The 20,108-nt window shown below is 46.8% G+C and carries 15 protein-coding genes and 1 pseudogene; 9 read left to right on the forward strand and 7 right to left on the reverse strand.

What is annotated here, in order from left to right; translation table 11 throughout:
- Positions 1-126: 126 nt before the first annotated feature.
- Positions 127-1,671 (reverse strand): MFS transporter, encoded by a 1,545-nt coding sequence (locus tag AXFE_RS00950; RefSeq protein WP_152625778.1) that lies wholly within the window; start codon positions 1,669-1,671, stop codon positions 127-129.
- Positions 1,672-2,218: 547 nt separating this feature from the next.
- Between AXFE_RS00950 and AXFE_RS00955 the strand changes: the two genes are divergently transcribed.
- The gene (locus AXFE_RS00955) at positions 2,219-3,025 is read left to right on the forward strand and encodes a thioesterase family protein (protein ID WP_052604030.1); all 807 of its coding nucleotides are present in this window, start codon (positions 2,219-2,221) and stop codon (positions 3,023-3,025) included.
- A gap of 116 nt (positions 3,026-3,141) precedes the next feature.
- Here the strand turns inward: AXFE_RS00955 and AXFE_RS00960 are convergent, their stop codons facing one another.
- Complete coding sequence (locus AXFE_RS00960; protein WP_052604031.1) at positions 3,142-4,080, reverse strand: sigma-70 family RNA polymerase sigma factor; 939 nt, start codon at positions 4,078-4,080, stop codon at positions 3,142-3,144.
- 828 nt (positions 4,081-4,908) lie between these two features.
- A complete protein-coding gene (locus tag AXFE_RS00965) occupies positions 4,909-6,762 on the reverse strand; it encodes an NAD+ synthase (protein WP_052604032.1) in 1,854 nt (617 codons plus the stop codon).
- 738 nt (positions 6,763-7,500) lie between these two features.
- Between AXFE_RS00965 and AXFE_RS00970 the strand changes: the two genes are divergently transcribed.
- Complete coding sequence (locus AXFE_RS00970) at positions 7,501-8,025, forward strand: GNAT family N-acetyltransferase (protein WP_052604033.1); 525 nt, start codon at positions 7,501-7,503, stop codon at positions 8,023-8,025.
- 121 nt (positions 8,026-8,146) lie between these two features.
- Here AXFE_RS00970 and AXFE_RS18895 read toward each other — a convergent pair.
- Positions 8,147-9,008: pseudogene (locus AXFE_RS18895) on the reverse strand (IS1595-like element ISAxf1 family transposase).
- A gap of 191 nt (positions 9,009-9,199) precedes the next feature.
- Between AXFE_RS18895 and AXFE_RS00975 the strand changes: the two are divergent.
- From AXFE_RS00975 to AXFE_RS21195, 6 genes are all read left to right on the forward strand, one after another.
- On the forward strand, positions 9,200-9,709 hold the full coding sequence (locus AXFE_RS00975; protein WP_052604034.1) for a hypothetical protein: 510 nt from the start codon (positions 9,200-9,202) through the stop codon (positions 9,707-9,709).
- A gap of 32 nt (positions 9,710-9,741) precedes the next feature.
- Positions 9,742-9,918, forward strand: coding sequence for a hypothetical protein (locus AXFE_RS19790; protein WP_160291677.1), 177 nt, complete (start codon positions 9,742-9,744; stop codon positions 9,916-9,918).
- 517 nt (positions 9,919-10,435) lie between these two features.
- Entirely contained in the window at positions 10,436-11,554 is a 1,119-nt protein-coding gene (locus tag AXFE_RS00980; RefSeq protein WP_082058363.1) for a branched-chain amino acid aminotransferase, read from the forward strand.
- Between the two features lie 1,243 nt (positions 11,555-12,797).
- Complete coding sequence (locus tag AXFE_RS19795; protein WP_160291678.1) at positions 12,798-12,968, forward strand: hypothetical protein; 171 nt, start codon at positions 12,798-12,800, stop codon at positions 12,966-12,968.
- 265 nt (positions 12,969-13,233) lie between these two features.
- Positions 13,234-14,574 carry a glutamine synthetase family protein gene (locus AXFE_RS00990; RefSeq protein WP_200891150.1) on the forward strand — a complete coding sequence of 447 codons (1,341 nt, stop codon included), beginning with the start codon at positions 13,234-13,236 and terminating at the stop codon, positions 14,572-14,574.
- Positions 14,575-15,249, forward strand: coding sequence for a winged helix-turn-helix domain-containing protein (locus tag AXFE_RS21195; RefSeq protein WP_052604036.1), 675 nt, complete (start codon positions 14,575-14,577; stop codon positions 15,247-15,249).
- Between the two features lie 542 nt (positions 15,250-15,791).
- Here AXFE_RS21195 and erpA read toward each other — a convergent pair.
- A complete protein-coding gene (erpA, locus tag AXFE_RS01005; protein ID WP_052604038.1) occupies positions 15,792-16,157 on the reverse strand; it encodes an iron-sulfur cluster insertion protein ErpA in 366 nt (121 codons plus the stop codon).
- A 332-nt stretch (positions 16,158-16,489) separates the two neighbouring features.
- On the opposite strand from erpA, the gene AXFE_RS01010 reads away from it, so the two are divergent.
- Positions 16,490-17,719: a P-loop NTPase gene (locus AXFE_RS01010; protein WP_152625779.1), complete on the forward strand. Its 1,230-nt coding sequence runs from the start codon at positions 16,490-16,492 to the stop codon at positions 17,717-17,719.
- Between the two features lie 140 nt (positions 17,720-17,859).
- Here the strand turns inward: AXFE_RS01010 and AXFE_RS01015 are convergent, their stop codons facing one another.
- Together AXFE_RS01015 and AXFE_RS01020 are read right to left on the reverse strand one after the other, a co-directional pair.
- Positions 17,860-18,882 carry an NUDIX hydrolase gene (locus AXFE_RS01015; protein ID WP_152625780.1) on the reverse strand — a complete coding sequence of 341 codons (1,023 nt, stop codon included), beginning with the start codon at positions 18,880-18,882 and terminating at the stop codon, positions 17,860-17,862.
- 187 nt (positions 18,883-19,069) lie between these two features.
- Positions 19,070-19,873 carry an alpha/beta fold hydrolase gene (locus AXFE_RS01020; protein WP_052604041.1) on the reverse strand — a complete coding sequence of 268 codons (804 nt, stop codon included), beginning with the start codon at positions 19,871-19,873 and terminating at the stop codon, positions 19,070-19,072.
- Positions 19,874-20,108: the final 235 nt, after the last annotated feature.

The raw sequence follows: 20,108 nt of genomic DNA on the forward strand, positions 1-20,108 counted from the left end.
GTCGCCTATCTCATCGACTCCAAAACCCCGATAACTAAAGTTCGAAAAACGATCGTCCATCCGAAAGCAAGCTCCAGATTCGCCCGACTTCTTATTGAAAAAACAATTCCTACTCGTCAATCTAGCCTAGGCGCCCTCAAAGCCAAGAATCAACTCTTCGTCAATCGCCTCAGCAAGTCGCTTTGGCGACTTCGGTAGCATCAATGCGGAAAGCGAGGCGAATACTGCAATTACCGCTGACGCTGTCATGGCGACACCGTACCCATGGGAGGCAGCCATTAAAACTGCGGCATGATGGCTCACGTGCACATTTGAGGCTAGCGAGCTCAGATTCGAATTAGTGACCGCTAAAGCCAGCGAAGAGAGCCCCGCAAGCCCGACCGCACCTCCAACCTGCCTAGCAGTATTCAAAACGCCTGAAGCCAATCCTGCGAGGTGACGATCGATTCCCGTCGTAGCGGAAAAGGCCAATGGAGTGAAACAAAGCCCCATCCCGAGTGTCACCAAGATGCTTGGAAGAAAGAGAGATCCTAAATAGCTCGAAGTTGGGGAGATGTTACCCAACATCAAAAGACCTATAGCAGTTATTATCGGACCACCAATCACAAGTGGCCGCGACCCGATCTTAGATATCAATCGAGACGATATCTGTGCACCGGTAATGATGGCCAAGGTTTGAGGTACGAAGGCAAGACCTGCCTTTAATGGGGAATAGCCGAGGATCTCCTGCATAAATAGCGACAAGAAGTACCAGCTCGCAAAGATTGAGCCGCCTACCAAGAACATGGCAATATTGGCTACACTCAAAGCCCGATGTCTAAAGATACCGAGCGGAATGATTGGGCTTCCAGCGATTTTGGCTTCATAATAGACAAAGAACATCATCGAGGCTGCCCCAATGGCAAACGCTACGAGGGTTTCAACGTTAGCCCAGCCTAGATTTCCCCCTTGTACTAGGCCATAGACGACCGCCGTGAGGCCAAATGTAATTAAGGCAGAACCCACAACATCAAGTCGCGCTCCTTTTGTTGCTTGGCTTCTCTTGAATTCAGAGAGAAACATCCATGCCAGAACGACTTCGAAGATGCCGATTGGCACATTGATGAGAAAGGTCCATCTCCAGCTCAAGTAATCAGTCAAAATACCGCCAAAGAGCGCACCTGCAGCACCACCTGCGCCCGCTACGGCACTCCATGCACCCAAAGCTTTAGCTCGTTCACGGCCCTCTTCAAAGGTTGTAGTAATAATCGTCAATGTCGATGGAGAAAGGATCGCTGCTCCGACGCCTTGAAGCGTTCGAGCAATGATGATCTCCCTTTGTGACGTAGCGATAGCACCAACGAGCGAAGCCACCGAAAAGAGAAAGATGCCGCTGAAGAAGACTTTGCGTCGACCGATAATGTCTACCAGGCGGCCACCGAGCAATAAAAGCCCCGCGAAACTCAAGGTATATGCATTTAGGATCCACTGCAGGTTAACCTGACTAAATCCCAAGGAGTTACGAATCGACGGTAGAGCGACATTCACAATCGAGACATCGAGCACCACCATGAACTGAGCCACACAGGCGATCGTTAAAATCAAACCCTTATGGGTCGAAATACTTTCCGATCTACCTTTAAAGCGTTGGCGCATTGAGCGAGCGCTACCCTGAGAAGTTGTTGGAGTCATCCGTACCAAACCGTTCTATCTATAAAATCTGTAATTCACTGACGAATACTTTTAAAATGTTGCCAACTTATGGAGCACAAAACATTGAATAGCCCATCTAGGTATTCTTTGTGCTTTATGCAAATCAACTCATGCCAGCAATTTAATTGGGCAATCGAATAGTTCGCATTGCAACTAACGACGCAAGCAAACTATAAATTCCCCCAAAGCTGAGAGAAATCAACCAAGTTGGCATCTACCAAAGGTTGAAGAATCAAACTGTATCCAAAACTATCGCCTAGCGGCAAAACTTTTGGCCCCTACATTCCGAGGTAGAACTTTACACGAAGTGATAAGCAAATTCGACCCCTCGTTAGAATGAATAGTGCTTTTCTATCTGCAATCGATCACTCCTGGCCAAAGTTCTAAAATCTACGTTGAAAATCTCGGGGTCCGAGGTAGAAATTTTACCTTCATCACAGCCAACACGTATTTTGGCAGTTTTTGGTCGAGTTCATTTACTATCCTTTTTCTAGCCAATGTGGATTAAATGAGCTAGGTGATTCGAGTGCTAACAAAATTTGACAAAGATATAGAAGCTTCGTCGATTGGAAACAATAAGTTTCTCGGAGAAATTGCAACCGGATGGTCAACTGGAAGAGGCCCCAACGGCGGATACATCGCCGCGTGTCTTATGTCTGCGATGAACAAAACGATCGACGATCCCACACGTTTGATTAGGTCACTCACCACCCATTATCTCTCCCCACCATCATTAGGCGAATATGAAATAACCCTAGAGACTGAAAAATCAGGGAGATCAGCTACCTTTATTACCGCTCTTATGAGGCAAAGAGAACGAGTAGTCGCCAAAGCATTCGGGGCATTCGCCATCAACCTTCCCGGCCCTTTCTTTCAAGACGTTCAACTAGGGGAGCCTCCCAGACCGAATCAAATTGCACCTTCAAGAGTAAATGAAGGTCGACTGGTCGAAATGCATGAACGATATATCTCCAAGGTGGTTCCTGATAAAGAGTCATTTCCCAGTGGGAGACTAGCTAAGAGCAGTGGTTGGCTTCGCCTAAGTGAAAATAGAAAAACAGACTCCTTGCTTCTCGCGGCATATAGCGATGCTTGGTTGCCTTCCATCTTCACGAAGTTGGATGGGGACTTCGCCGTTCCAACTCTAGATCTAACGATTCACTTTCGCTCCGATTGTGATCCGTTAGATCTAGATGAAGATGCCTTTTGCTTTGTGAAGTTCAAATCACAATTAGCAAACGGCGGATTCATAGAAGAAGACGGCGAGATCTACGACCCCGGCGGCAGACTTCTGGCCCAATCACGACAACTTGCACTTTTAGCGCCAATGTAGTCGTCCTCGCAGGGTCCACAAAAATAAGATGCTGGCTTTAGTGGCGACTTGAGCCAAAGAAAACCAGCATCTTAATCCAACGACCCACGACAAAGAAATTTCATGTAACTAAGCAACTAAAGAGTTAACAAGTCTCTCGCACCTGTATCCGAGGAAGGATGGCGAAGCTTTGACATGGCTCGGGCTTCTATCTGTCGAATTCGCTCGCGTGTCAAATTAAAATGCTCCCCCACCTCTTCTAGAGTCCTGGGTTCACCTCGGTCAAGACCAAAACGTAACTTCAATATATCTCGTTCACGATCATCCAAAGGTGCCAACAATCGAGCAATCTCGACTGGTAACAGCGTCGTCGCTGCGACTTCAAATGGAGATTCCGCAGCGCGATCTTCCACGACGTCTCCGAGTTCCGCGTCACCATCATCCCTCAGTGGCTCTGAGAGTGAGAGAGGCTCGGCACGAAACTTAAGAGCATCCAAAAGCTTAATTTCATCTATTTCAACCTCTTTAGCTAGCTGGGCCAAGGAAGGTGGGTAACCCAGTTTGAGCTCTAGACGCGCTGAAGCTCTTTGAACACGAGAAAGCGTATCTCCTGCATGAACAGGAAGTCGTATAGTCCGGCCAGTGTTAGCGATCCCTCTGGTAATGGCTTGCCGTATCCACCAGGTCGCATAGGTGGAAAACTTAAAACCTTTACGCCAGTCGAACTTCTCAACTGCATGCATTAGTCCTAAATTACCCTCTTGAATTAGATCCAAAAGAGGCAGTCCAGAGGCCTGATACTTCTTGGCGATAGATACCACCAGCCGTAGGTTCGACTGGACAAAGGCTCTTTTTGCCGAATTACCCATAGTAATATCGACTTTTAAGCTTGATCGACGCTCGATAGGCATATCTTTAGACCTGGACGAAAGCTCTTTTTGAGCTTTAGCGCCACGCTCGATATCCTTAGCTAGCCTTACTTCGTCATCTTTTGATAGAAGGGGATATTGACCTATATCCGTCAGATACATCCTGACGAGGTCTTCTTCGTCCTTATCAATCCGGTCCTTGGCCACCAAGTCCCACCTTTTCCAAAGCAGTGTGAAAATTAAATATCTTCACAAAATTCAAACCAAACTAGTTGGCCGACTATTTCCGAATCTCAAGTCCGACGGCATTTTGACTGATCGATAGAATTTTACCTACTATTGATAAAAATCCATCAGTGCAATTATCGGGACTTGGATTAATCCAGTAAAAAGTGCGCCATATCGACTATCTCATTAAGATTGCAATCATTGAGTTTTGAAGATCCCCATCCATTTCAAAATATCTCGATTTGCCTTTCCAAGTTCGGCACTGATTCATCAGTTACTCCCAACTTGTGAGGAACCCTTGAAGTTAGGTCACCCCCAATAACGGTTTAGCATGGCTTGAAATCATATTCAACAAATCTAAAGCCCAAAGCACCGTGACAAATTCGAAATGAAACAGTATCTAACCATAAGTATCATGCTCCATTTAGAAAATAGGTTAGCGTCGACTTGGGCTACCGACCTCAAAAGCTAACATTCACAATAATATCCTGATTCAAAATAAGACCAATGTGACAAAAAAGTAGATACAGCGCCCACACGATCACATTACGATCCAACAAATCCACATCGCTTCGCCCAGCCCAGCAGAAGGGTGGAAGAGACGTGGAAGAGACGTGGAAGAGACGTGGAAGAGACGTGGAAGAGATAAAGCCCTCGAAATTCCTATCGGATTAGATTGACTTACCATATGCTAACCAATTGATTCCAGTCAATCACCACATATCTCATCCATAGTCCACATATCTCATACATAGTCCACATATCTCATACATAGTCCACGCATGCCTCTATTCGTCAAAAAGCAATTCAGAGGCCATAGCGTCGCTGGTCAAAGCCATTGGTTATAGGCATTCGCCGATCTTTGCCAAACGCTCTCGGGGTAACTCGAACCCCGGGTGCACCCTGGCGCCTTTTATACTCGCTCCTATCGATCAAGGTCGATATCTCAGAAACCAATTCGGGATCAAATCCACTTGTGACCATTTGGCTCGTCGTCATGTCTCGCTCCACCAACGCCATTAAAACTGGATCTAGCACTTCATAAGGAGGAAGCGAGTCTTGATCGAGCTGATCGGGACGCAACTCAGCGCTGGGAGGCTTTATGATCACCGACTCAGGAATGACCTCGCGACCAAATGCCACCTCGTTGATATATCTACACAACCTGAATACAAGTAGCTTTGGCAAATCCTTTATCAAAGCAAACCCACCAGCGCTGTCTCCATAAAGAGTGGAATATCCAGTGGCTATTTCAGACTTATTGCCAGTTGTTATAACCATTGCGCCGGTTGCATTCGAGTATGCCATCAGTAGGACTCCACGAATTCTACTTTGGAGATTCTCATCGGTCAGACCTTTGGGATCTGATCCCAAAAGGCCCTTCAATACACCTCGAAACTCTTGATGAAGAGATGATATCGCGACGACATTCATCGCGATTCCCAAGTTATCCGCCAAAATCTGCGCGTCATCAAGAGATGAACCCGCATTATAACGCGAAGGCATCGCTATACCAAAGGTCCGCTCTTTTCCTAGCGCTAGGGTACAGATTGCTGCACACAATGACGAATCTATACCTCCCGATAGCCCCATGACTACCGAGCGAAATCCATTCTTATTTACGTAATCCCTAAGGCCCAAAATCAATGCCGAAAGCGTCTCGCCGAGATCATAATTATCCAGAGAATCAACCCAATTCAAGTCAAAACGAGGCGCTGGATGTGTCCATAATGCAGCGTTATTATTGGAAGAACTCTGGTCACTTGGGTAAATGGATGGCACCTCTAACGAAGGCTGATTATCTACCACTTTGATGATTTCCGGATCAAGGTCGCTCATTAGACCCCTAGGATCTAGTTGAAACTTCCGACCTCGACCTACTAGGTCTATCGAGACAACTTCCACCTTTTCGACAAAGGCTTCGACACTCACTATCAAGGATCCGCTTTGATCAAATGCCATAGATCCCCCATCAAAGACGAGTTCATCTTGGCCCCCAACTAGATTCACGTAAACTATCGGAGTTGACAGATCGCTCGAGCGAACCGATAGCATCATTGCGCGCTGCCAGCGTCGACCGATAGAAAATGGAGATGCATTCAAATTTAAAATGAGTTCTGCTCCACCTCTAACCTCATCTAGCGCTGGCCCTATCGGGCTCCAGATGTCTTCACAGATCGAGACACCCACCTTGACACCACAGATCTCAAAGAGCTTGACAGGTGAGTTAGCTGCCACAAAATATCTTTGCTCGTCAAAGACCGCGTAATTTGGGAGTAATCGCTTCCTGTAACTCTCAAAGACCTCACCGCCAAAGGTAAACGAGGCTGAATTATAGAGACGCCCATCTTCTTCTGGATGACCGATAAGCAGAACAGATTCGGGGACACTTTTAGCAATCTCATTCAAATGCTCACGGGTCGCCCTTATGAATGAAGGCTTCAAAAGCAAATCTTCTGGCGGATAGCCACAAAGTGCCAACTCCGGAAAGACGCTAATTTGACTACCTAGCGAATGTGCCTTCCTAGCCGTTTCGACTATCAAGTTGGCATTACCTTCTAAATCGCCCACCTTCGGATTGATTTGACAAATACCGATCCGAATCGAGGCGAGTTCAATATCTGACATACTTCGAACCTCAGATGGAATGCTACTACCCAAAAGTCGTACTCCTTGCAATGAGTTAGCAGATGAAGTTACGTGCGACAAAATAACTCTGGAAAAGAGATGACATTGAGAATCTAGCTATTGCGATTCTCTGGGCAACCCCAGCTAAGTCGTTGGATCCTAGAATTGATTCCTAGGCAAACTTGCGAGCAAGAGATCATGGCATGTGCGCCTACGTCAATCTTTGCTATCGGTACTTGAGGGCAAGTGATGGGTTCGTCCTAACAACTAGAAAAGATATTCGAACTAGCTATCATTGAAAACAAACTCCGTCGATATTCAAAACGGTATTGTTCCCTTTACTATCTAGACATATCGCACCTATGGCAGCGCAGCCAACAGAAATAATTATTTCCAAGACAACAAACAATTATCGGCAACGACATTTATAGACCGCTTACCAAAAAACATCAAACGACTGATTTGTCAGCAATTTATCCAAAAGCTCTTAGGGCTAATTTCAAATCGATCAACCTGTCGTTTAGGCCCTAATTGTGATAATTATCTCGAAATAGAATCAATTCGCTAAACGTGCAAACCTAAAGTCAAAATTATAAGGTTCTATCAACTAGAAGTTAGGCGATATCAGACAAGGGGTTGATCGACTTCGAATCTTTGTCCAAATTGATTCAGGAGCAAACTTTCGCATCTAAAAGACCTGGTTGGGCAAATAGAGCCGTCTAGCCAAGATCATCCTAAATGAAGGCGCGTTATATGATATGATTTTCTGATATGGTAGCAGCACCAATTATCACTTCAAGGCTCCGCCTCGAGGCGCTCTATCCCGAAACGATCGAATCCTTACTCGCTCATGATATTGCGAGTGCCCAAAGCATCCAAGGGACTGTTTTTTGCAAAGAGTTCCTTGAATCAGCTGATGAGACTTTCTTATATATACAGCTCGAGCAGATGAAGTCACGACCATCCAGCCAGGAATGGGGTGTTCGAATTATTGTTCGCAAAGAAGATGGCGAAGTCATCGGGCATTGTGGTTTTCATGGCCCTCCCGAGATCATTGGTAAAACTGAGATTGGTTACACTATCCTGTCTGGATATCGCAGACAGGGATACGCGGTAGAGGCAGCTCGGGGATTAGCAGATTGGGCGCGGCTGCAAGGGTCGGCCGTCGTCTTCGCTTCAGTCTCGCCGGGCAACTCTGCTTCAATTGGAGTTTTAAAGAGGTTGGGTTTTGTAATCACGGGAGTTCGAGACGACGAGGTCGATGGTCAAGAGTACATTTACGAACTTGCCTTATGACCACCCAGCCTTAAACCCTATAAGCTCAATGCACCCAAAATTAACCAAACACTATAGGTCGGTGGCTTTCACTTAACACTTATCAAGTTTCACAAGCAACAGCTATTTCGGAGTCAGACTCTCAGAGTAGCGGATGGGGAGAATCAAAGACGCATCTATAGAGAAGTCGCTCGACCAAGGATTTTTCAACCTGCCTTCAGTAGAATCGTTATAGAAATTCCTCGACGCACAAGTTGCTTACGTTCCCAGCGTCCGTGGTAGGTTCTGTCGATTAATTTCTTACAGTTTCCAATTGAGGATCTTGATCCAATTAAATGTTGCATGTTACGAATCGTATTTTGATAAGTAACTGAATGTGCTATCCCAAGTTCTTTGAGTACATGCTTCACAACTGGGGTTACCATTGCATATCAGCTTCGTCTCAAAATCTAGGGGCTTTGCATAAACATCTTTGGGCGATTTGGCGGTGGTGTCTTTGATAACCTTTATAAAAACAATTAGACCTCTGCTCCATTGCTAATCGACATTCCATTAGGACACATTGGTGCGGGTCGTTACTTTTCCTCTTCTGCCTTTGCTGTGGCTCTCACCACGAAGTAAGAACTCACCTAACTAGACGTTTGCTCCAAGTCTGTATAAGCCATTACTCCTAGCCCATTACTCCTAGCCCATTGCCTTTCGTTGCTTTATTAGCATTAACCGGCCAGTCGGATATGAGACTCGGACGAATTTAGCTAGGGTGGTGGCCGAAAGACCACGCTTGTCGTTGGACAATAGGCAGCGAAGAACCACTGGGATAAAGAGATGCGACTTCGATAAAAGATAGACCTCGATGTAACTGAAGTTTGACAGTGGCACGATTTACATTGAAAAAGTAGAGCTCAAGATGCTGTATTTCCTGTAATGGCTTGGTCTAATTAAGGCAACTGATCGAAGTCACACTTTGGGCATCTAATGCCCTCTTTTGATCGCAATTTGATCAAATGATCTTCGCATGCTTCTTGCTAAGAGAAACCTACCATAACATCCGAGATATCCACCGTATCACCTCAATCGAGCATCTGCCCTACCAAGAATTAGCTCCATTGCGGTCTCGGTGGAGTCGAAACTTACGAAAGTTGATGAGTTTTTACTAATTTGTTGTGTTACAACTCCTTTAAAGTATTGTTGAGAGATGGAAACCGCCGACCCGATCGTTGCAGCTACTCAAATCGTCAATGAGCGCTTTCCAGAGTGTCGGGGGGCGTTCTTGTCGAAGAGCGTGCTGACCTCTCACCGAACCCCAACTTCCGACCTCGACATCGTTGTGGTTCTGGACGGCCCTCCAGCTCCGTACCGGGAAAAGATTCGATCTCACGGTTGGATCACTGAATTATTCGTCCATTCACGAGACTCGTTGACGCGCTTCTATGGCCTGGATGCACAATCGCGAACCTGCACGCTGGCCAACATGAGTGCGAACGGCTATGTGCCACGAAGCAATGGTTATGAAGTGACTGAAATACAAGAAGAGGCCCGGGCAATTATCGATGCTGGCCCCGCCGCTTTGACGAATGAGGATCGAGCTCGACGTCGGTATCGGCTGACCGACCTGCTCGAGAATCTTCGTGGTACTTCAGACCATGTTGAGACTGTCTTTATAGCGAGTCAATTATTGAGAGAAGCCGGGGACTCGCTTTACTGAGTGAATGTCGGTGGCTGGGTGTAAGCAAGTGGATGGCACGCCACCTCATGGATGCACCGGATGGCTTCGCAAACCGCCTTGCTGACGCATTCGCGTCACTGCTAGTCGATGACAGGAAGGAACCGATGATCGAGGTAGTGGGCGATATTCTACACTTAGCTGGCGGACCCCTGACTGAAGGCTTCGTCGCTCATAAGGCGACTGAATGACCACCTTATTGCTGGTTCTTAATCCTACCCTCGGATTTGGTACGGTGTTCGTAGTGGCTCGCGGAGCTCAGGGAACGTCGTTAGAGTTGGAAAAAAGACACGCAGTTGAAACTCCTCTGATTTATAATCCGTAATTAGGTCCGCTATCACAAATCGACGATGGTTTTCGATCCATTTCGCAATAGAAAGCTTCCAGCCTAAAATCGTTAAAAGTTGTTCGATTGGCCACTAGCATTCGCCATGGCGCGGTCGATGGCCAGAATTCCTCCATGGAGTTGCATTTGGTAAATCTAGTTTGCAACTGTTTGGCCTCAAGCCAACTTGGCTGGCTGGAATTGTATATGATGATATCTTAGGATTTTGGCCTGACTTCAATGCTATCGGCGGTTCACCAACTTGAGCGACCCGACTGTGCATATTAAGAAATAGAAACGACCCAATCGATCGAGAGATCCCAGCACAAAGGACTATCTTTCATGTACCACAACCGTAAATCGCCACAAAGCTCCGTGATGGCATGACCAAAACATCTCAAGATTCCAGCGATCTGGTCCATGGCTTTTCGTTCGAATTGGGAGTGCGAGCCAGCGAGCAAGAGCGCAATTCCCACTTAATTCGCCCGGGGTTCGGGCGGATACACACCGATCACATGGTTTCAATTTCATATGATCGTCAGCGAGGCTGGGACGCCGGATCACTTCATCCTTATCGTCCGATAGTATTAGACCCAACAGCGATGGTGCTACATTACGGTCAAGCAATTTTCGAGGGGTTGAAAGCCTATCGCCAGCCAAATGGCACGATAGCCGTCTTTAGACCTATGGAGAATGCCAACCGCTTTAACCGTTCAGCAACACGACTATCAATGCCACAACTTCCGAATGACTTGTTTATACGCTCGATCCGCGCTCTTTTGCATGTGGATCGCGATTGGGTGCCCAAAAACCTCGGACAGAGCCTTTACCTTCGTCCGCTCATGTTCGCATCAGAGCCGATGTTGGGAGTGCGACCGTCGGATCAATATGAATACATCTTGATCGCAAGTCCTGCTGATCCATTCTTCTCCGCGGACCCGACCCCGCTACGCGTCTGGATTACTCATGAATATGTGAGAGCAGCCCCAGGAGGGACCGGCGAGGCAAAATGCGCCGGAAACTACGCCGCGAGCCTACTCGCTCAGGCCGAAGCTTTTGATGCAGGATGCGATCAGGTCGTGTGGCTCGACGCAATCGCCAGAACACAGGTCGAAGAGATGGGCGGCATGAACCTCTTCTTCGTGGAGCAATCTGGCGACCAAACACGTATAGTGACCCCGAGATTAACGGGAACACTTCTCGCTGGAATTACTAGGCTGTCGATCCTTCAGTTGGCCGCAGACGCAGGCTTTCAAGCAGCCGAGATAGACCTCTCAGTAGACGAATGGCGGGATAGATGTGCTAGCGGGACTATTACCGAGGCATTTGCTTGTGGAACTGCGGCCGTGATCGCTCCAATTGGCGAAGTTAGGTCTTCAAAGTCCTCATGGCTTGTAGGTGATGGAGGTGCTGGACCCATTACGATGCGTCTACGGAAGTCACTTCTCGATATCCAGCACGGGATCAGTGAAGATAGGCACGGCTGGATGGAAGAGATGTGACCGATCCAACAACTCAGCGGCGAAAACTCTTTCAGTGACACGGAGGCATCGTCGAGCAATGAATGGGTGGCGGTAAGACTTCTATCGCGCAGATTTCTATTATCGCTAAGATTCTCAGCTATTGAAACTTGGGTACTTGCTCACGTCGTCAAACTTACATGGCGGTCAAATAGGCCACTTGAACTAACTTCCAATTCGCCGACGTTCGGAAAGGAACACACCAATATCAAAGTGTTACTTTCTAAACGGTGTTGCATTGGGGTAAATTAGACGACGCAAAATTAATTTCAACATCCACTGTCTCAAACGAAAGAGCGAGGATCTCCCTGAAACAACTTGTTACGCCAAAGCTAGAATTACTCATTATCTGACAATCCTGACCAAATAGATACCAGGAGTGACAGTTTTTTGCCAACCGGATGCACCCAAGCATTAGTCTTACTCAAATTCTTGACAGGCAACCGCAACGTTCCCTGGGGACTCCTGGAGGAAAAAATCAACTCGGTGAATGAATCTATATTCTCTAGCCAAAATTCCACCCTGGGGTTTGGCTACGACAGTCACCGCAATTTCAAGATAGCGATCCGTTTGTTTGGCAGACGGTCTGACACCTCTGAGCTAGGTTATCAAAATGCTCTTTTACTTGCGTAACCAAGTGGAGCAATTCTAAACATAACTACCGGAACGCCAAGAAGTCTCTTCGATACAAGCCGATTTCCTTCATCTTTGGAGGGAGCAAGCTTTGATATTCGTTATAGCCCTGTCTTGCTTGGCTTGGTGTTTCATTCATATCTTTGAAATTAAGCTGTGGTGTTTCTTGAACGTCTCAATTTCTCGAGCAATTTATCGACAACTAAGACCTTACGCATTTGGATCAACTATGTTCATGAGTTACCTACCAGTGCATATTTAAAACCCCTTCATAAAATTAGATTTATCGCTCCAAAGTATTATCTGTTGGGCCGGTCAATTTCATCGCACTCTTTACGCCTTGATGCCAGTTCTCACATTCGACCTCCTCAGCATCCCGATTCGACTTTGCAAATGATCTTTGGTGGTGGGCCAATTTAGTGTCGTTGGCAAAGTCCATTGGCGGATGAGAACACAGGAGCGAAGTTGAACCAGCTTGCCATCATCGGCCCAACATCTACCGCTCCCATCGGTCGCCCCGCCAACGAAATAGCCCATCCAAAACTCCCGCAGATCGGCTGCTTAATATGCATAGTTGGCCTCGGAGGCCGAAATGGAAACGCATGAGACAATGGGCTCCTCGGCTCTCCAGGTAGCAAGTGCCAACGGTACCCCGATCATCGGGGCGGAGGCAAGTAACACATGGGGGGGGGATCCTGTACTAGAAGCGAAAAGACCCGCTATCACCTACCACAACCAGTCTGACATGGATCTACAACGTTGAAGGCCTGGCCTTGGGTTTACCAACAGCCTCCTCAATTATGACAACAAACTTGTCGCATCGGTTGGCCGACATTTAGCGGCTTAGGGCCAATGCTCAGGTGAGCGCGCCCCACAACCAAAAACCAATCCGCAACCGTTATAGTCAAGCAACAAAACTGAGTCATATTTATAAAAAAAGTGGCCAATTGTAAATACTATATTAACTGAGAGACCCATAAAGGGGTCAAATAGCGGGAAGTTGCAATCCATCTACTAGTAATAACTATGTGGCAACTAAATCGGACAAACAATCAAAGATCGAGTACGTCCTAAAGACTGTTGAAGAGAGGAAAGTTGGTTTCATCCAACTTTGGTTTTCCGACATCCTGGGAACTCCAAAAAGCTTTCAAATCACTCCCGCAGAACTCTCCAGCGCGCTCGAAGAAGGGATGACCTTCGACGGTTCGGCTATCGACGGATTCTCTCGAATTCAAGAGAGCGACGTGATCGCCTTACCTGACCCCACTACCTTTAGCCTTTTGCCATCGGACCAAACCGTCGCACAGGTCTTCTGCGATATTTATAATCTCGATGGCAGCCCATTCGAAGGATGTCCTAGAAATACCCTCCGAAGGGCCTTGGATCATGCACACAGCTTAGGTTACTCATTCTTCGCAGCCCCCGAACTCGAATTCTTCTATTTCGACAAAGACGTATCCAACGGCCCCAAGCCCTTGGACTCGGGATCATACTTTGAACTTACAGTCTCGAACCTTCCCTCGCAACTTCGAAAAAGAACCGTCCTCGCCTTAGAAGATATGGGAATACCAGTCGAATATTCGCAACATGAAGACGCACCAAGTCAGCACGAAATCGACCTACGTTATACAGATGCCCTCACAATGGCAGACAACATTATGACTTCCCGCCTTATCATCAAGGAGATTGCTGCGGCGAGCGGCGTTTTGGCGAGCTTCATGCCAAAACCGATCGTTGGAGTTCAAGGTTCAGGAATGCATACACATTTTTCGCTCTTCAAGGATAACAAAAATGCATTCTACGACGATCGTGACGAGACTGGCTTATCAAAGGTCGCAAAACACTTTATCGCCGGGCTCCTTCATCACGCACCTGAAATTACCGCGATTACAAACCAATGGGTCAACTCCTACAAGCGTCTCGTCGTGGGATACGAAGCACCCGTTTACATCTCCTGGGCACGCAATAATCGATCGGCTCTAGTAAGAGTTCCGACACCAAAGACGACCAACTCACAATCCACAAGGATTGAATATCGGGCATTGGACCCAGCCGTAAATCCTTATCTAGCATTCGCGGCGATACTAGGAGCTGGCTTGGCTGGCATTGAAGGAGAATACGAACTGGCCCCACAAATCCAAGACAATCTCTACAAGCTCTCTACCGAAGAAGTGGATGCTCTTGGAATTGAATCTCTTCCTGGGAACCTTGACGAAGCTGTAAGAGAGATGGAGCGATCATCCCTTGCGCGAGAAGTCCTTGGCGAACACGTCTTTGAATGGTACGTTAGAAACAAAAAAGACGAATGGTCTAACTATAAGACACACGTATCTCAGTTCGAACTAGACCGATACTTAGAGCAGTTGTAGATGGAACCACTACTTATTTACCCCGAATCAGCACCCTTTCACGTGGTAAAAACGCTAGAAGAGGGCGGCTACCCATTTATACCGGTCGGCCTCATATCGCGAATTACCCAACTGGAGCCCGAAGAAGGATGGTCTGGAGCAATCATATGTGCGGATCAAAATCTCGACGATGCCTTCTTCATCTGCCGTCACCTTCGAACCAAAGAACGTCAGATTTCTCCGCTGCTGCTGATCGTGGATAGGACCAACCTCGACAAGCTTGAGCTGCGCGAAGATCTATTCGACGATTTTGTAACGTTACCTCTTGATCCTAGAGAATTCCAAGTTCGCCTCCAGAGACTCTTCTTTAGAACTGGCCGAGGTTTGACTCAAGAACTAATTGAATACGGTCCTCTAAAAGTCAACTTGGAGACCTATCAAGCCTCTGTGAGCGGAAAATTGTTAGATCTAACTTATATGGAGTATCAACTTCTAACCTTTTTGGCGTCGCATCCTGGCCGAGTTTTTGATAGAGAAACCCTTCTCTCTAGGGTGTGGGGGTATGAATATTACGGTGGTGCAAGAACAGTCGACGTGCATATCCGTCGCCTTCGAGCAAAACTCGGTGAGCAACACGAATCAATGATTGAAACGGTTCGAAGCGTAGGCTATCGCTTTGGCCGTCATCAAAAGTAACCTTTGTTAAGGCCCCTCGGATCAAAACATCCGACCTTATCAACAGTCTTTAGAATTACCTAGAAGCATTGAAACGACTCGCCCAAATCCGCGTCCGCATGGACGCCTTGCTTCGACAAAAGATGCGGTTATCTCAATCTTCTAGGTTGAGACTAGTTCGATCGTGTGCTCGGTCTAAAGATTTGGGAAAAGAGATCGGCTAGATTAAGTGCGATCTTCTTTGGTAATGAGGCAAAAAGATCGGCGCCCTGGCGGATAATTTCAACAACACCAATAAAAGATCACAAAAATGACAATATTCAACAGGTATATGACCTATCGAATGAGCCACCTGGCTCCACATTGTCACAATCCCAGGTGAGGGCTATCAACACTTCTAAGTCTAAAAAGCCATAGAGCCAAAACAGTGCTAAGCTGAACACTTCAGCCACACTGATCGGCTCTAATTCGCAGATAAATATTCCCAGATAAATCCCGAGAGACAAAACGTCTAGGTTTCACCGTAAACACGAGAAGCTAGATTAGCCAAAGGACCTTGCTGACTAGGAAAACGAGGATCCACATCCACAAGTTCTAGATGCATTCGGATTGGAAATGTGAAAACCCGCGCCTTGCAGACCGTCACGATACTCCAACGTTGCGCCCTTTATCAACGAAAGAGACGAAGAGTCCACTACGACCTTGACATTATCAAACTCGCTGACGTTATCGTCATCAGCGAGTTCAGAATCAAAAAACATATCGTATGAAAAACCTGAACACCCGCCTGGCTTTACTGCAATTCTCAGAAATAGCGCCTCTGCGCCATCTTCCTCTGCGAGTAATTCGGCAACTTTAGACACTGCGTCTGGCGTAACCAAAATTGACGAAGGTCTCTTACCAATCTTTATGCTGCTTGCTGAAGCCATATGACCAGTCCTTTCAAAGATTCGATCCTGTTTAGAACAGTATCTACCAGCGAACTACCAAAAAAATTCCAATTCATTTGTATTTCATAATTTATTCTACACAGATAGGAGAAATAGGACAATACTTTTTCACTATAGGTAGGCTCTGAGTAAAAGATAATGGTCGGCCCGAACCAACCTACCCAGAGAAGTCCAGAGTAAATCAGCGAATCCATAGAAGACCAAAGAGTCCAAGATCTTAAAATAAGACGAACCTATTGCTGGTAGAAGACATTTATAGCGGCTTTGATGCAAGGGTGCGAACCAAACTTAAATTGGAAGGAACTTTCATTATGTCATCTCGTGAAGATTCGATTGAGATCACAAACAGCGCAATGATAGAAAACCTTGAATTCAAAACGATTGCATCACAAATAAGAGCGACACTTAGTCCAATTATTGACCCAGAATTAAAGGTCTCAATCGTTGAGCTCGGGATGATCGGAGGGATAGATCTCATAGAGGGAGAAGTGAAGATCGACCTTGCCCTGACGACGATCGCATGCCCACTGAGAAGCCAGATTCAAAAAGAGATATCATCAAAGATCTCAACACTGCTTCCCAACGCCAAGGTATCGTTCAACGTAATAGCTATGTCTCAAGCCGACAAGGCAAAGGCAATGCAACTTGCTCGCTCGGCTGCAAGCAAAAATGCGCCCAATAACTCAATTCCCTCCAATGCGAGAATAATCGCAATAGCTTCAGGCAAAGGGGGCGTAGGCAAATCCACCACCACAAGTGCAATGGCTCTCGGTCTTGCAGAACTTGGATATCGCATCGGGATTCTTGACGCCGACATATGGGGGTTTTCGATACCGAAGATACTCGGAATGCAAGCTAAAGTCTCGGCGTCGGGGACGACAGACCAATGGAAGATTGATCCTCTAAAGATACAGTTCGGCGATGGAAGTATCTCGGTGGTCTCCATGGGATTTCTCTCTCAAGACCCCACTTCGGCGATAATGTGGAGGGGATTGGTTCTAAATCGCGCTTTCCAACATTTCATAGAGGATGTCGATTGGAGTGACATCGATTATTTGCTTATAGACATGCCTCCAGGTACCGGAGATATTCAGATGGGCCTTTCAAGGATGCTGCCACAAGCTCAGGTCATAATCGTCACAACCCCAAGTGACGCAGCCAACGAAGTTGCAATACGCATGCTAGATATGGCTCAACGGGGGAATCTCTCAGTGCTCGGCTTCATAGAAAATATGGCCTATTTTCTTTGCGACCACGGTCAACGTTACGAAATATTTGGCAAGAGCGGCCTTGACTCAAGTATGGCTACCAAGGACATTGAGGTATTGGCAAGAATTCCAATCTCCAAAGCAAATTCAGATCTGAACTTAAATGACATGCGAGCAAAGTGGACCTCGAACGACCCCGACCATTCCGTAGAAGTGATGAGGAAGTTCGCAAAACAGTTAACGACAGAAATTGCACCAATTCAAGAGATGTCCGGCTGTACTTCGAGAATTGAGCAACTCCTAAAAAAGATAGAGCTCGACAAAAAAGAGTAAATTCCCTAGATGAGATCGCTAGTTTGCCTTGGCCAGTGCCACCGATCATCCTAAAATCCATATAGGCAAACCAAAAGCTCAATAGAAGAAGAAGCTTCGGAGCTTCGTCTCGGACTTCGCGCTAAAAGCTGTTGTTTGCTCTAAATTGCAGGACCGCCAGGGCGCCCAGGCAATGGCATAGTCGGAGAGAACTCCGCCGAAAGTGCCTCTTCGTATCCCTGATCTCCTGGGAGGAGTATCCGAACTCCGTTACCATCTGGCACCATTCGAGGAAGAACGGTCGGGATGGTTTCAAAGGCGCTGGCCGCACTGATCACCTCCGCCACATTTGAGAACCTTGCCAAAGCCTCCAAATTTTTGATCGTTGGAAGGATCAAATCGAACTCCGAATTGCGATGGCGATTTAAGGCGTCATTTGGCGAGATCCAACAATTAGCGACGGTCTCGCCATTGTCGTGCAAAGCAACTTGATCTGGAGGGGCAACAGCGACAAAGAAACGCGTATCGTAGCGCCTTGGAGCTCCTTCGGGAGTTATCCAATGGCTAAAGTAAAAGATTGAATCCGATAGTAAAGTCAAACCCTCTGCGCGAAGTATCGATTCAAAGGTTGCCTCCTTTCGATTCAACGCTTGACGATAGCCATCAAAAAGTGCGCGATCACCTGCATCTACGAGTGAAAGCACCCCCTCGGAAGCGCTTCTTCGCGCCAGCAGCACTCCTGCTTCTTCGAAACACTCCCTTATTGCTGCGACCCAAAACTTGACCCCTCCATCATTGGTTCCCAGAAGTGAGCCAGACTTATGGTCGGGGCGTCCAGCCAATTCCTGATCGTCGGCGATGGCTTGATCAAGTTCATCCACTGCTCCCCCAGGAAAGACATAGGCACCTCCGACAAAGTCAAGATTGAGATTACGCCGGAGCATAAAGACCTCAATTGGACCTTCCGAAGAGTTGTCACTATTCCTAACTAGCATTACAGTTGCTGCATCACGAGGCTCCATAACCCATAAACCTAGTCCGTATATCACCTCAGATTCTTTCAAATTGATAGTTGGAAATAGTAATTCATCTTCAAAATTGTAAAAATAGCTCAAATTACAGCTAATGAGCTCCTCCAAGTAGTCATATTCCCCAGTAAGAGCGACTCGATCTAAGTTACTCACCCTTAGAACCGATCAAACAAAGCGAAAGTCTTGGACTTATGTTCGGCATTTTTCAACACTGATATCGATCCCCATAACATTCAAATCACAGTAGGGAGCTCAAAAGGTCAAATTGCAATATTGAACAGTTCTCGCAACGAGTTAAGGGGCGGTTGAACTATGGGTCCGTTAGGCTGAGAGTTATCTTCTAATCCGCTAAAAAGCCACTAATCAGCCCCGAAAATTGCATGGGCGCCTCGAAAGCCCAGCTATGTGTTCCATCAAGTTCGACAGAACTGGCCCCAATAGCGTCGACCAAGCCCAAAAAACTCTCACGTGGAATAACAACATCGTCTTTGGTCCAAATGCAAAGGACAGGGAGTTGGCGACTCTTTATTTGGGCCATCTCAGCCCTTAGGTCAACTGCCTTTGCAATCAGTGCACACTTTACGACTCTTGCGGGATTCTTAGCAAATTCACCAACCGCCTCTACGATGACCTGAGGCAGGTAGGAACGCTCCTTGGTTCGTCGTAAATCTACCAAAAAAGCTCCGGCCCAATCGTTAATTGAACGGTTGCCAAGAGTTGAGCTCAAACCCTTGCGATCTATCCAGTCGGGATGACCAACTGAACTTATTAATACCAGTCTCGATACAAGCAAAGGGTGGTTAGCGGCCAAAGAAGTAGAGATGCCGCCACCAAGTGAGTGACCAATCAAACTAAAGGTCTCTCCGCCAAAAACAAATTCGCCAAACCTTGCAACAAAATTACTCAAGGAGCTAAGACCGTTGTCGAGGTTTATCTTTGAACTGCCGCCGTAGATCTCAGGTACAACCACCCGATACCCTTGGCGAGCAAGTTCTAAGACGCTATCGCAATAGATCCGGGGAGAGAGAGACCATCCTGGAACCATTAAGACATTTCCTCCTGTTCCTACGTCCAAGAATGAAACTTTGGAACCATCCAGAAATATCGATTGTGACTTAACACTCTGTCGCGTCAAATCCAACACCACCTCTACTCACCTCCCTTGCTATGGATAGCGAACCACAACCAGACCCTAAAGCAAAAATCGGCCATGAGAATCTGGGTCTCTCAAAACCGATATCGACACATGCTACAACCTTGATAACGATGTTTTTTAATGGTTTTAAAATTTTAAGTAACCCTGAGCTTCACATTTCAAACAATGTGAACCTAATAGCCAGCGAGATAGGGTGCGCCCTAAACAGAAGCGGTCCTGAAGC

It is taken from the genome of Acidithrix ferrooxidans, from assembly GCF_000949295.1.
In the GTDB taxonomy this organism is placed as follows: domain Bacteria; phylum Actinomycetota; class Acidimicrobiia; order Acidimicrobiales; family Acidimicrobiaceae; genus Acidithrix; species Acidithrix ferrooxidans.

Coding starts and splice junctions, on each gene's coding strand:
- AXFE_RS00950 (WP_152625778.1), bottom strand. CDS start 1,671: ATGACTCCAACAACTTCTCAGGGTAGCGCTCGCTCAATGCGCCAACGC.
- AXFE_RS00970 (WP_052604033.1), top strand. CDS start 7,501: ATGGTAGCAGCACCAATTATCACTTCAAGGCTCCGCCTCGAGGCGCTC.
- AXFE_RS00975 (WP_052604034.1), top strand. CDS start 9,200: ATGGAAACCGCCGACCCGATCGTTGCAGCTACTCAAATCGTCAATGAG.
- AXFE_RS19790 (WP_160291677.1), top strand. CDS start 9,742: ATGGCACGCCACCTCATGGATGCACCGGATGGCTTCGCAAACCGCCTT.
- AXFE_RS00980 (WP_082058363.1), top strand. CDS start 10,436: ATGACCAAAACATCTCAAGATTCCAGCGATCTGGTCCATGGCTTTTCG.
- AXFE_RS19795 (WP_160291678.1), top strand. CDS start 12,798: ATGGAAACGCATGAGACAATGGGCTCCTCGGCTCTCCAGGTAGCAAGT.
- AXFE_RS21195 (WP_052604036.1), top strand. CDS start 14,575: ATGGAACCACTACTTATTTACCCCGAATCAGCACCCTTTCACGTGGTA.
- erpA (WP_052604038.1), bottom strand. CDS start 16,157: ATGGCTTCAGCAAGCAGCATAAAGATTGGTAAGAGACCTTCGTCAATT.
- AXFE_RS01010 (WP_152625779.1), top strand. CDS start 16,490: ATGTCATCTCGTGAAGATTCGATTGAGATCACAAACAGCGCAATGATA.